At 35.4% G+C, this 13,021-nt stretch carries 12 protein-coding genes; all 12 read left to right on the forward strand.

Annotation, left to right across the window (positions count from 1 at the left end; translation table 11 throughout):
• The first annotated feature begins 5 nt into the window (after window positions 1-5).
• The 12 genes from C1724_RS24345 (at window position 6) to C1724_RS24405 (ending at window position 12,830) form a co-directional block, all read left to right on the forward strand.
• Window positions 6-683: an HlyD family efflux transporter periplasmic adaptor subunit gene (locus C1724_RS24345; protein ID WP_102349513.1), complete on the forward strand. Its 678-nt coding sequence runs from the start codon at window positions 6-8 to the stop codon at window positions 681-683.
• A gap of 91 nt (window positions 684-774) precedes the next feature.
• Complete coding sequence (locus tag C1724_RS24350) at window positions 775-957, forward strand: hypothetical protein (protein WP_102349515.1); 183 nt, start codon at window positions 775-777, stop codon at window positions 955-957.
• Window positions 958-1,361: 404 nt separating this feature from the next.
• Entirely contained in the window at window positions 1,362-1,547 is a 186-nt protein-coding gene (locus tag C1724_RS24355; protein WP_102349517.1) for a hypothetical protein, read from the forward strand.
• A gap of 235 nt (window positions 1,548-1,782) precedes the next feature.
• A complete protein-coding gene (locus tag C1724_RS24360) occupies window positions 1,783-2,637 on the forward strand; it encodes an MBL fold metallo-hydrolase (protein ID WP_102349519.1) in 855 nt (284 codons plus the stop codon).
• 295 nt (window positions 2,638-2,932) lie between these two features.
• Window positions 2,933-3,748 (forward strand): alpha/beta fold hydrolase, encoded by an 816-nt coding sequence (locus tag C1724_RS24365; protein ID WP_102349521.1) that lies wholly within the window; start codon window positions 2,933-2,935, stop codon window positions 3,746-3,748.
• 186 nt (window positions 3,749-3,934) lie between these two features.
• On the forward strand, window positions 3,935-5,038 hold the full coding sequence (locus C1724_RS24370) for a mechanosensitive ion channel family protein (RefSeq protein WP_102349523.1): 1,104 nt from the start codon (window positions 3,935-3,937) through the stop codon (window positions 5,036-5,038).
• A gap of 171 nt (window positions 5,039-5,209) precedes the next feature.
• On the forward strand, window positions 5,210-6,394 hold the full coding sequence (locus tag C1724_RS24375; RefSeq protein WP_102349525.1) for an MFS transporter: 1,185 nt from the start codon (window positions 5,210-5,212) through the stop codon (window positions 6,392-6,394).
• 115 nt (window positions 6,395-6,509) lie between these two features.
• Window positions 6,510-6,911 carry a hypothetical protein gene (locus tag C1724_RS24380; RefSeq protein WP_102349527.1) on the forward strand — a complete coding sequence of 134 codons (402 nt, stop codon included), beginning with the start codon at window positions 6,510-6,512 and terminating at the stop codon, window positions 6,909-6,911.
• Between the two features lie 178 nt (window positions 6,912-7,089).
• The gene (locus tag C1724_RS24385) at window positions 7,090-8,310 is read left to right on the forward strand and encodes a DUF2515 domain-containing protein (RefSeq protein WP_102349529.1); all 1,221 of its coding nucleotides are present in this window, start codon (window positions 7,090-7,092) and stop codon (window positions 8,308-8,310) included.
• 1,177 nt (window positions 8,311-9,487) lie between these two features.
• Window positions 9,488-10,669 (forward strand): S1C family serine protease, encoded by a 1,182-nt coding sequence (locus tag C1724_RS24395; RefSeq protein ID WP_102349533.1) that lies wholly within the window; start codon window positions 9,488-9,490, stop codon window positions 10,667-10,669.
• Between the two features lie 81 nt (window positions 10,670-10,750).
• Window positions 10,751-11,440: a response regulator transcription factor gene (locus C1724_RS24400; protein ID WP_102349534.1), complete on the forward strand. Its 690-nt coding sequence runs from the start codon at window positions 10,751-10,753 to the stop codon at window positions 11,438-11,440.
• The gene (locus tag C1724_RS24405; RefSeq protein ID WP_102349536.1) at window positions 11,421-12,830 is read left to right on the forward strand and encodes a HAMP domain-containing sensor histidine kinase; all 1,410 of its coding nucleotides are present in this window, start codon (window positions 11,421-11,423) and stop codon (window positions 12,828-12,830) included. The genes C1724_RS24400 and C1724_RS24405 overlap by 20 nt, the downstream gene beginning before the upstream one ends.
• Window positions 12,831-13,021: the final 191 nt, after the last annotated feature.

Genomic DNA, 13,021 nt, shown 5'->3' on the forward strand with positions numbered 1-13,021 from the left:
GCTTGATGGAGAAACTACTATTATGGCTTTCTAGAAGATTACTCTATTTACTTGGTTCCGCCTTCATAATTTTAATGATCTGGTCCTACTTTTATCACGTACCACAGTTTGTTCAAGCAAGGTGTTTAATTGTTTCTGATGGAAAGTTGACGCCAATCCTTTCCAATGCTAGCGGTTTTATTATTCAAACAAATAAGCAATCGGGAAAGCTTGTAGAAAAGAATGAAGTTCTTTTTGAAATAGGTAATGGGGATGAAGAAAAGGCTAGGATCTTTTCACCAGCCAGTGGTTATTTTAAGGAATCAGCAGAATTAAATTCAGCTAAAGGAATTGCCCGAATAAATAGCAATGACCTTATTGGGTATATTATTGAGCCTAGTCCTTTATTGTTTGAGGCGTGGATTGAATCTAATCAGATCGATTCGATTAGAAAGGGCATGAAAACATTTATAAAACTAGATTCGTATCCATTTCAAAAATATGGGTTGATTGAAGCGGAGATCCTATATATTGCCGATATACCGTCAACAGAAGATGAAACGCCTTTGTATCAAATAAAATTGATGCCAAAAACAATACCTCAGGAGTTACAGCAAAGGTTTAAGCCAGGCCTTGAGGGGGTGTTACAAATTGTGAAGGAAGAAAAACGATTAATTACCTACATTCTTCCTTTTATAAAATAGGCGAAAAAAGAGTTATTATGTAACGGTGACTACAGAATAACATGCTGGTATTTGGTAAAATTTAACTAATATTTAGAAAGAGGTGTTTGATATGGTACAAATCGAAATTAAAGATTTAGAAAGACCAGAGAAGGAATTAAATAGTGTAGAAATGCAAGGCATTTATGGAGGGTTCTTTTTCGGCAGTTTATTCAGTACTATAGGCCAGGGAATAAACCAAATAGGTAATGCCTTTAATCACTTAGGTAGTTTATTTTCTAGACTTAAATGGTAAAGAGTAGATCTTGACCAGAAGAAAAAGAGTGATAGTTAGTACTCGGTCTTTTTCTCCTGTATAAGAGTCATTACTTGCTGGGGATTTTTGATAGGACCTATATTAAGCGGTATTGGCCAGGGTTTTAGTTTTCTAGGTAATGTTTTTGGTGTATTTGGTGATATTTTTTCGAATGCCCATAATAGGCGGGGTTATTAATAATAATGAAATCATTAATACAGGAAAAAGGCCGATCATTATGAATCGGTCTTTTTAGTGAATAGGCAGATATAAGTTTGTATGTACTTACCCAGCTCTTGATCTAATTGGGCGTAAAATATATTAGATTTTGTAACGATGGCAACAGAATTCTAGAAACGTTTATAGTAATATAGTCCTAAGTAAAAGTAAAGAGGTGTTGTTCAATGGTAATGATTGAAATTTTAGACCTAGAAAGACCAGAAAAGGAATTAAATAGTGTAGAAATGCAAGGTATTTATGGAGGGTGGGGCTGGGGTTGGAGTTGGTTTTCACCTTGGTCATGGTTCGGTGGAATGAATAATGAGTTAAAGTCAGTATCTGCTTTAAAATCAGTTTCGGCATTTTGGTAGAATATGATTAGCTTTTATGACAAAGCAAGATTAATTATTTTTCAAATAATTGGTCTTGCTTTTCTTATGTTTTTTTATCTTAAGGAAGGATTGTTTGGCTGGTAAATTGCATATTCAGCTTATAACGCAGTAGAGGGTGCTTGGTTAATATACTAAAATGCTATGTCAGTAAATATTTAGTCAAACTAGAGGGACAATATCCTTGTATAGGATGTATATGAAAGGGTGGACAAGCGTGGATAAAGAAATGCATTACGGTAATGATTATAAATATATCCCAGCCACATCAATAGGAAGTGGTGTGAGTATTCAATTAATGCCAGATGTCATTTGCCATACTGTGCAGATTGTTAATATTATTTTTGTTGGTAATTCTGAAAACTATGTATTAGTAGATGCAGGGATGCCAGATTCAGCTGAGGAAATCATTGAAGTTGCGGAAGAGCGTTTTGGAAAAAATAGTCGCCCAAAGGCCATCATTCTAACACATGGACACTTTGATCATGTTGGTGCCATTATTGAGTTGGTCAAACGTTGGGGAATACCTGTATATGCACATGAATTAGAACTGCCGTATTTAACCGGAAAAGAGAGCTACCCAGAACCAGATGCAACGGTTGAAGGTGGGATGGTTGCGAAAATGTCACCTTTATTTCCTAATGAACCGATAGACTTAGCCGATCATGTTGAAAAACTGCCTACAGATGGAAGTATACCATATATGTCAGGTTTCCGTTGGGTTCATACCCCTGGTCATACTCCAGGTCATGTTTCCTTATTTAGAGATGAGGATCAACTGCTAATAGTGGGTGATGCATTTGTTACAGTAAAACAAGAATCACTTTATAAGGTATTTACACAGGAACAAGAAATCAGCGGTCCACCACGATATTTGACTCCGGATTGGAAGACTGCAAAGGAATCTGTCATGAAACTCGAAGCTTTAAAGCCAAGCGTAGCTGTGACGGGGCATGGTTTGCCGATGGTTGGTGAACTACTGTCAAGCAGTTTAAGTAAACTAGTTCAAGAATTTGATACTATTGCTATTCCGGATTATGGGAAATATGTTGAAGATAAGCATATCCATTAATTTGAGAAATTTTAAGCCCGTCTTTAATATAAAGCGGGCTTTATATATGTGTCCTACTTAAAATGACTACCACCCTTTATCGACAAGTTTTGAGAAATTTTGGAGGGTTTTACCGAATGTGCAGCGAATTATTTATTGTAGGCTTATGTACGGACTCTGTTTATTTTCTTTTAAAATATAGAGGGAACAGGTGGTGATACATTTACTTGCTATGTTTAGTTCTCCAGTTTCTACAGAGTTCGGGACAACAAGCCGAAACCTTTTCCTAAAAATATCGCAAGTGGAGGAGATTCGGATGGTGCAAGACGGTAAATATATTGATGTAAACGGCGTTAACACACACTATCATGAAGATGGGCAAGGAGATGTTGTTCTGCTTATCCATGGTTCAGGACCCGGGGTTTCAGCATGGGCTAACTGGCGGTTATTATTCCCAATTCTCTCACAGCAATTTCATTTGTACGCACCTGATGTTGTAGGCTTTGGTTATACAGACAGACCTGAAGGCATTCAATATTCAATAGACGTTTGGGCAGATCATATGATTGATTTTGTTGAAACTGTAGGTGAAAAGAAAGTTTCAATCATCGGTAATTCCTTTGGAGGGGCCATTGCTTTACATGTGGCTAAAAAGCGACCAGACCTTATTGATAAGTTAATCTTAATGGGTAGTGTGGGAATTGATCATCAAATTGCTGATGGATTAGACTGCGTATGGGGTTATGAACCAAGCCCTGAAAATATGAAAGAGCTTATTAAGATATTTGCATATGATCAAAGTATGGCGGAAAATGGTGACTTAGTAGAAATGCGCTATCAATCTAGTATTCAGCCAGGATTTCAAGAATCATTTTCATCGATGTTTCCTGCACCAAGACAAAGGCATGTCGATGCAATGGCTTTGAGTCAAGAAGAATTACAAGACATTCAGTTTCCTGTCTTACTAGTTCATGGTAGAGATGATAAAGTTATTCCGTTACAAGAAACAAGTTATAAGCTAGCACTTGCACTCCCAAATGCACAGCTTCATGTATTCCCTCATTGTGGTCACTGGGTACAAATTGAAAAAACAGAGGAGTTTGCAGCTCAAGTTGTTCAATTTTTAAAATAAAAAACGAAAGCTTTTGGACTTATCAATCAGAAACCTACGTTAAGTTAGAGTTTCTGATTTTTTTGTTAGTGCAGTAATAAGCTGAAGAATTGAAGTGTGCCTTTTTTTTAGCAAGTCCCCTTTTTTGTCATTTATTTCAGTTAGGACGAGTATGTTAGTATGAGAACACTGTAAGGGGGACGCTTTATGGTTTGGGACTTACCTTTTTTATATGAAAAAATAATTAGCATCTTAATTTCAATAGGTGTTTTTTTATTGTTTTTGTTATTCAGAAAAGTTTTTGCTAAATACATATATACGTTACTGATAAAACTAAGTAGCAAAGCACCATCTGGTTTTTTTTCAACATTTTTCGTAGCATTTGAAAAGCCTATACAGTGGTGTTTTGTAATCATTGGCGCTTATGTTGCAGCACGATATTTTCCATATTTAGAACAATCAAATACATTATTTTTAAATATAATCCGCTCTTCAGTTATATTTCTTATTTGTTGGGGGTTGTATAATTTGTCTTCCTCATCAACACTCCTTATCGCAAAAATGAATGAAAAATATAGCTTTAAAATAGATAAAATCTTAATTCCTTTGCTATCCAAAGTTTTGAGATTTATTATTGTTGCGATTGGCTTTAGTATTATTGCACAAGAATTCGGTTATGAGATAAGCGGGCTTGTGGCTGGTTTAGGATTAGGTGGGCTTGCATTTTCACTTGCGGCAAAGGATGCATTGGCTAACTTGTTTGGCGGAATCGTGATCATAATTGAAAAACCTTTCTCGGTTGGCGATTGGATTTTAACACCTAGTGCTGAAGGAACTGTAGAAGATATTTCTTTCCGAAGTACAAAGATACGAACCTTCGCCCAAGCTCTTGTGACTGTTCCAAACGCAATGTTGGCAAATGAACCTATAACAAATTGGAGTGAAATGGGGAAAAGACGTGTTACTTTTCAACTAAAAGTAACTCACGATACTTCAAAAGAAAAATTGGCTAATGTTATTGAAAAAATAGAAAGTATGTTGGTGCTCCATCCTGACATACATCAAGAAACTATTTTTGTTACCTTCGACCGGTATGGGGAAAATGGACTTGAAATTTTCTTGTATTTTTTTACAAAAACTACAGCATGGGGAGAGTATCTTAAAATTAAAGAACAAATCAACTATGAAATTTTGGGTATTTTAGAAAACGAGGAAGTATTAATTGCGTTGCCTGCAAGAAGACTGCACTTTTACTCTGAAACGGATGATTATAATAATAATGCAAGGGTCCCTGTAAGGCAGGAAATGTAGCGTACTTCATCATATTATTGAAGAGAGAGCTTGGCTCTCTTTTTTTTGACTTCATATAATCTCTTTTGGGGTTGTCATTAAATAAAATAACGAGTTTTTCTCTTAAACTTTCATAATTTGCTGATATCTGTAAAATTTGTATAGGTGTATAATAGCTACTGAGGTGATCAAATGGAGGGTGCATTAGTTAAAGAAAAACTCTGGACAAGAGATTTCATCATGCTGGCTTGCTCGAATTTCTTTTTATTTTTTGGTTTCCAAGTGCTTATCGCTACTTTACCGGTATATGTTACCCAATTTGGTGGGAATAACACAGAAATCGGTTTAGTAATTGGGATATTTACAATATCAGCATTGCTTGTAAGGCCTTTTTCAGGAGCGGCTTTGGACATAGTAGGAAGAAAGTTATTTTTGTTAGTTGGTTTAATTATTTGCCTGCTTGCAATCGGTACCTACATTTTTGCAACAACGGTATTATTCATTTTATTAGTTCGGATTTTACACGGATTTGGTTGGGGGATCTCCACAACAACATACGGCACAGTTATTTCTGATATTATACCGGCATCCCGTCGGGGTGAGGGGATGGGTTACTATGGAATATCGTCGACGTTTTCTATGGCTATAGGACCGGTAGCTGGAATCTGGATTATTAATCATTGGGGCTTTCATACACTGTTTATCATCGCGCTAATAAGCACCATTGCTTCTTTAGTTTTAAGTCAGTTGTTAAATATCAAGAATGAAAAAGCAGTACCAGGTGCTAAAAATCAAATTAAGGATTTCACTTCACATCTATATGAAAAAAGAGCAATTTTTCCGTCCTTGCTTGTCTTTTTTGTGACCTTTACCTACGGTGGTATTGCTGGATTTATCACGCTATTTGGTACTGAAGTAGGAATTGAAAATGTAGGTTGGTTCTTTTCTATAAATGCGCTATTTTTATTATTTGTAAGACCTATTTCAGGAAGAATTTATGATAAAAAGGGGCATAAGTGGATTCTGATACCTGGAGCTATATTTGGAATCATTAGTTTAATCATTTTATCCAATACAACGACATTAGTTGGTCTTGTTCTCTCAGCAATGTTTTTTGGCATTTGTTTTGGAGCTATTCAACCATCGCTACAAGCTTGGCTGATTCAACGAGTTGAGCCTAAAAATAGAGGCGCAGCAAATGCAACATTTTTTTCAGCATTTGATCTTGGAATCGGTGGCGGTTCGTTGATATTAGGTGCAATTGCAGGTATGACAAGCTACGCGACTATGTATAAACTATCATCCTTGTTATTTGTAGTATTTTTGATTGTATATGGTTTTTATTTATTGAAAAATAAGGAAGAAGCAAGGGGATGAACTATTGTTCAAAGTGATCTTTTTCACTACTATTATATTCTTTACATGATATAATCGATTCGACAAAAATTCACACTTAAATTGAATTGATTTTCTAATTTTCGAGGTGGTAACGTTGAATAAATTAGTAGTATTAATCATTGCATTGATTATCTTAGTCACGACCGCATGTGGTCAGCAAGAACCAAGAGAAATAGAGTTAAAAGAATACACTATCACAGAATTAACTGAGAGTGATTTAAAGGCGGTAGATAAAATAACAATAAAAAATGGTGAGACTGGCGATGTTAAAACGATAGAAGATCAACAGGACGTCACAGCTTGGCTTGATTTTATTAAGGGGATTCAATTTACCCCTGATCTTGACCAAAATCAAAGAGAAGGCTGGTTATATATGATTACGCTTTATGAAGGTAATAGGAAAGTTCTTGAGTTTTATCCTAACTACATTGACGACATCTATTTCAAGGTTGAAAATGATGTTATATCCAAATTTGATGAACTGTTCAAATCTTAGTTTTAAACATATATCCTGATCCTTATAGAAACAATTGTATATGTAATTTGATTATTGAAAATGCGTAGTTTGCTAAAATGCAAGCTACGTTTTTTTTATTTAGTATAATAGGTTGTCCATTTTTGTTTCTAAAAGACTAACTTTCATAATAAATATAATGTAGGAGGTGATGTAGAAAATGGTGCAACCTTTGAAACGGGTAATAAACTGGCCTGTTGAATTTTTTCAGGCTGGGATAAATGTATACCAACAATATTCATTTGAGAAAAATGCAGTGTTTGCATGGAAACAGCTATCTATACAGAAGGAGATTGTTACGAAACTTGAAAATAAATTAAAGAAAATGCCTGCCATTAACATTAAGATTGCCCATAAAGATCATGAACTCAAACTGATTCAACGTATTAAGAAACAGACAGATAATCTAAATAAAAACAATATAACCAGGACAACTGCGTACCTTGAATTTTATCGGAATCATCCAGAAATCCATTGGGCCTTACTTGCACATCTCGTCTCTAGGAACGGTGGATGGAATATGACCGATGTAAAAGGCAGTATATTGTCAGAATTTCTAACTCCTCAAAAACAGTCAGCCTTTTTTATGTTTCTTGAGAGTGCAAATGCACTTATATTTAGAGATGCATATTCACAGTTATTATTATATGAAGAAAGCAAGAAACAGCATAAAAATTTATTTCACCTGCTTCCGCACTTCGGTGTGTCTGCTTTTATGAGACCGGTGTGGGATCTATTTTTCAGTGAACGTGATTTACAGCTATTAACGGTAGCTCTCATTATTAATGAGCAACATTATATTGAGAAAAGAGTTATTCAGCATCCATACTATAAAACAAATGTTTTAAATACATTGCTTTTCCAAGGTCAGGAGCTATTCCAATTTACGTATGTATTATTTCCTTATATTTTTAATGGAAAATGTATAAGATTAGCAGGCTTGCGTGTAAATCAATTTACATCCGTAGGCAGTCGGATTGACCTTGGCAAGCGTTTATATACATTGTTGTTTGGCATTAAAAATGTCCATGAAGATATTTACAAGTTTTTAGAGCAAGTTCCGCATACAGGATCGCGTGGGGATTATTGGCCGCATGTATTTACAGCTAGTAAGATTTTATCTAAATATACATCATCACTTTCCTTAAGTTGTCAAACTTCAAATCCATTTATATATAGCCCAAAGTTAACGGATGTGTGGAAGAACATACATCATTCGTATACCGCAGAAGGCGATTGGTATCATAATACGGATGTGATGACCTATTTTTCCTCGGTTGAAACCCCGAAAAGGTTTGAAGTAACATCTGAATATTGTAGAAATCTTCATAAAATGCAAGCAGGTGCAATAGCTTATGAAACGAGCAAAGAGATTCTATAAGAATGAGCGGGTGTAAGGGGAATTCAAACAATGGAAAAAGCTAAACCATTAAAAAAGAACAGGGATTGGATTGTTTGCCAACCCCTGTTTCTACAAAATTCGACATTTTTCGGGCAGTGCCTGTCACTTGACTTGGTCACTTATTGGTTCACCCGTCAATTAGCGATTATTATAAGGCTTTGTTACTGCATCTTGTATAAGCTTTTTATATTGGATGGTACTAAATATGAAAATTGTGTGAAGGATTAACCGTTTATAGGTGCTCTTGAAGTATACCTTTAGAATGTTTAATCTTTTCAAGGCCCAATCTAGACCCAGGGAAAATAGTATTACTCTTATTTTTGGCCAATAGCCAGCTTGTTTAAAAGCCCTAGTAGTAAAAACGGCTAGAATAAAGGCGTAAAGGGGTGCAATAATGAAATGCTCTCTCCAGGATTCCTTATATCGAAACCCGAATCGAACTTTTCCCATGACAGACAATACATATAAGACATTTACTCTTGTTATTAAAAGACAATTATACAATGTTACCATTAAAGCTACAGAATTTTCTTTTCGGATAAGGCGGTACCATATATCATTAATATAAAAATAAAGAGGAATGAGGGTCGCTGTAAAACTTGTTCTCCACCAGCGATTATGAAAGCAGCCTATTTTTATAAAAATCCTCTCGACAATGGCAAAGTATAAACCGAACGATATTTTTGTTTTCCATCCTAATTGAAATGCAGTGATGAATAAGGATGTAAAGGGTACGATAATTGCTTGAGATAATATAGCTCCAAATACATTATCAAGATATTTGTTTCTAAATACTTTAGGTTTATAGCGATAAGCTTTATATATATTAAGAACAATATATTCAAAAATGTAGGCAAGTCCAATATTTGATAACAGTTGGATCAACAATTGTTTTCGGTTTTTCTTTTTGTAAAGTGTGTACATAAGAAGAATCGAATGGATGATAAATAAAATGAGAAAAGGATACGTATTTTTGTGGATTTTAATATAAAGTGCCTCCTTTTCTTATTGTACTTAGTTGTAGTTTGAATACTTTGTGAAAAATTATTCAAACATACATTGGAAATAATTTTCCCTTAGTCTGACATCTTCCTGACACATTGTAATTATATAGTAGAGGTGTTCAAGAAAATGAGACGAAAAGGGGAAGATCGACATGGTGATGAATAATAGTTGTTCTAAGGGCAGTGCTCGAAAAACTTTGATATCTTCCGCCGTTGGAGTCGTAATTGGCGGAATGATAACCTTGTTTGGAGGATCATATATTGGGATCATTGATACGACATTTGAAAATAAGAATGTAAGTGCAATGACAACTGAAATAGACGAGAAAATTAGGAGTAATTCTTTTTCACAAACTAACGACTTCATAGACATAATTGACCAAACATCATCTGCAGTAGTTGGAGTTGTAAATATCCAGCAGCGCTCCAGTTTTTATTCATCCAATTCACAAGACTTAGAAGGCGGTACAGGTTCCGGTGTTATTTTTCAAAAATCAGGGGATGAAGCTTATATAGTGACCAATAATCATGTCATTGAAAATGCAGATAAGGTCGAAGTTTCTTTAGAATCAGGTCAAAGGGTTGCAGCTAGTATCGTCGGAGCGGATCCGTTAACAGATTTAGCTGTGCTGGAGATTAGTAGTGAATATATTACTGAGGTTGCTGAATTTGGAGATTCTTCAAAACTTAACATTGGTGAGCAGGTTGTTGCTATTGGTAATCCGCTCGGATTGCAATTTTCACAGACAGTCACCCAGGGTATTATTAGTGGAGTTGAACGTACAATCCAAGTCAATACATCAGAAGGGGAATGGGATTTAAATGTGATTCAAACAGATGCAGCAATTAACCCAGGGAATAGCGGGGGAGCTTTAATTAATAATAAAGGACAAGTTATTGGCATTAATAGTTTGAAGATCGCGGAAAGTGGTGTAGAAGGCTTAGGTTTTGCCATTCCAAGTAATGATGTTATACCCATCGTTGAGGACTTACTGAAACATGGTGAGGTTAAACGCCCGTATGTGGGGGTAAGTTTATTAAATGCAAGTGATATTCCCCAATATGTTCAAATAGAACAGTTAAACTTAAGGGAAGGAGTAAGCGAAGGAGTAGTAATTGCAAGTGTGGAGCCTTCTTCACCAGCAGCTGCTGCAGGGTTACAACAAAAGGATTTAGTTGTTGCAGTAAATGGAAATAAGATTAGCTCAGTTAGTGATTTTAGAAAGTATTTATATACGAATGTTAAGCAGGATGAACAACTTGAATTTGAAATTTACCGTTTAGGTGAGAAAAGAACAATAGCAGTAAAGTTGGCCGAAACTGAAAATGAATAACTACGTCCTCGATAAATTTATCGAGGATTTTACTTATTTTAAAAGTTTAGATTTATAATAAAAGTAAGGGAGGCAAGCAGCGTGAGTGGTATTTTAGTAGTTGAGGACGAGGTTGCCATTTCAATGGTATTAAAGGCTTATTTGGAAAAGGAAGGCTATCAGGTTATCCAAGCGTTCAACGGCAAAACTGCGATTGCTAAGTTTGAAACTGAGAAGCCAATACTTGTATTGCTGGATGTCATGCTTCCTGATCTAAGTGGGTGGAGTATCCTCGAATACATACGAGAAAGAAGTACTTGTCCAGTTATGATGTTAACAGCTCTTGGAGATATAGAAAATAAACTTATTGGTTTTAATCACGGAGCGGACGATTATTTAGCAAAACCGTTTATTGCGGAAGAGGTCATTGCAAGAGTTAAAGCTGTGCTGCGACGATCAAGTCAAATTTTAGGTAATGATGACATTGTTCACTATGGCAGTATAAAAATAGACTTCAAAGGTCACCTGGTCTACCTCAACGGCGTTGAGCTAGCATTTATACCACGCGATTTATCGCTATTTTTATTTTTAGCAAGGCACCCGAATCAAACATTCACTAGAGAACAGCTAATTGAACAAGTTTGGGGACTTGATTTTGATGGTAGTGACCGTGCGGTTGATTTAGCTATTAAAAGAATACGAAAAATCCTTCATAATTGGCCGACTTCAGAAGGGGAAATTAAAACATTAAGAGGATTGGGGTATCAATTCAGTGTTAAAGAAAAAAGCTGAGCGAGTTTCTTTACTTCGCTATTGGACAACACGTTATTTAGTAACTTTATGTATTGGCTTATTGATAGTCGGTATTATCTCGACTGTTTGGATTCGACATTCTGTTACGGAAAAACGGTTGGATATTATGGAAATAACTGCTGCAGAGTTAGCAGACCGGATAAGTGAAAATGTAGGAACAAATCGCTCTAGAGAATTCCTTCCAAGGGTAATTGAAGAAAGAATTCGATTTCTCAGAACGGAAGGACGACCGTTAATTTATGTCAGCGACACTAGAGGTGAGCTTGTTTTTGGTGTAAAAGATAGTATTTTCTCGAGATTAGACTTTAATAATTTAATCTCCAATCCTGCATTGAAAAATGTTCAACAAATCGATTTGCCTAACGGAGAATCGTATTTTTTAGTGAAAAAGCAAATTATCAATAATAATAACGCCATTGGGTGGGTATTTATTCTCCTTAAAGAGGAGGAAATACGTAGAAGTCCAGATGAATTAAAAATGCTTTTCTCGATGCTCATAAGCTTAGGGATCCTTGGTTTGGCTGTCATTTATTTTTTATCAAAAAAATTATTAAGGCCAATAACCGAAGTATCCAAAGCTGCACAGAAAATAGTTGAAAGTGATTATAGTATCGAGATAGATCCTACTATAAAAGAAAAGGAAATATACGAGCTACAGTCATCCTTTAAGGAGATGGCGACCCGTCTACAAAATTTAGAAACACTGCGAACAGAACTTTTAGCGGGGGTTACTCATGAATTGAAAACACCTGTAACTTCGATAAGTGGTTTAATTCAGGCTGTTAAAGATGAGGTGGTTACGGGGGATGAAGCGAAAGAATTTTTAGCTATATGTCAACGCGAGACTTATAGACTTCAAAAAATGGTCGAGGATTTGCTGGATTTCAATACGTTTGCAACCGGAAAAGTTCGTATTAGGAAAGAATTAATTAATGTTAATGATTCTATAAAAGAAATGGTTCATCAATGGCAAATTACGCAAGACGATGAAGTAGAGGTGAGCATCCAACTTCCTGATGAGAAATACAACATTGTGAACGATCCATTGCGAATTCAGCAAATTATTATTAACTTATTAAATAATGCAAAACAAGCATGCCAAAGGGCATGTGTGATTGAAGTAAAGTTACAGGAACAAAACAATTTGATCTTAATTGAGATGAAGGATAATGGAACAGGAATTCCGATCGAGGAACAATCTTTCATTTTTGAACGCTTTTATCGCGGAAACAACAAGAAAAATAAAATGCACGGCCTTGGCCTTGGCCTTACATTCAGTAAAATGATTGCAAAAGCACTAGGCGGTGACTTAATTTTAAAAGAAAGCTCCGAAAAAGGTACTACTTTTACTTTCATATTACCAAAATAAACAAAAACCTTGGTTGAACTACCAAGGTTTTTGTGTTGGATGGGTAAAATAGTAACCAAGGATACTTGAGTGTTTTTGACTGTTTTGTGAACTTATGTGATTGAAATTGAGTGTTTATGAATGAAAATGATTGATTTAAGAAAGCACATATTCTATTATATAAGCAGAAAGATTTTTTCTTTCAAACGGAG

It is taken from the genome of Bacillus sp. Marseille-P3661 (assembly GCF_900240995.1).
In the GTDB taxonomy this organism is placed as follows: Bacteria; Bacillota; Bacilli; order Bacillales; family Bacillaceae_J; genus OESV01.

Bases quoted from the DNA above. Each gene is read 5' to 3' on its own strand.
- C1724_RS24345 (WP_102349513.1), top strand. From the start codon at position 6: ATGGAGAAACTACTATTATGGCTTTCTAGAAGATTACTCTATTTACTT.
- C1724_RS24350 (WP_102349515.1), top strand. From the start codon at position 775: ATGGTACAAATCGAAATTAAAGATTTAGAAAGACCAGAGAAGGAATTA.
- C1724_RS24355 (WP_102349517.1), top strand. From the start codon at position 1,362: ATGGTAATGATTGAAATTTTAGACCTAGAAAGACCAGAAAAGGAATTA.
- C1724_RS24365 (WP_102349521.1), top strand. From the start codon at position 2,933: ATGGTGCAAGACGGTAAATATATTGATGTAAACGGCGTTAACACACAC.
- C1724_RS24370 (WP_102349523.1), top strand. From the start codon at position 3,935: ATGGTTTGGGACTTACCTTTTTTATATGAAAAAATAATTAGCATCTTA.
- C1724_RS24375 (WP_102349525.1), top strand. From the start codon at position 5,210: ATGGAGGGTGCATTAGTTAAAGAAAAACTCTGGACAAGAGATTTCATC.
- C1724_RS24385 (WP_102349529.1), top strand. From the start codon at position 7,090: ATGGTGCAACCTTTGAAACGGGTAATAAACTGGCCTGTTGAATTTTTT.
- C1724_RS24395 (WP_102349533.1), top strand. From the start codon at position 9,488: ATGGTGATGAATAATAGTTGTTCTAAGGGCAGTGCTCGAAAAACTTTG.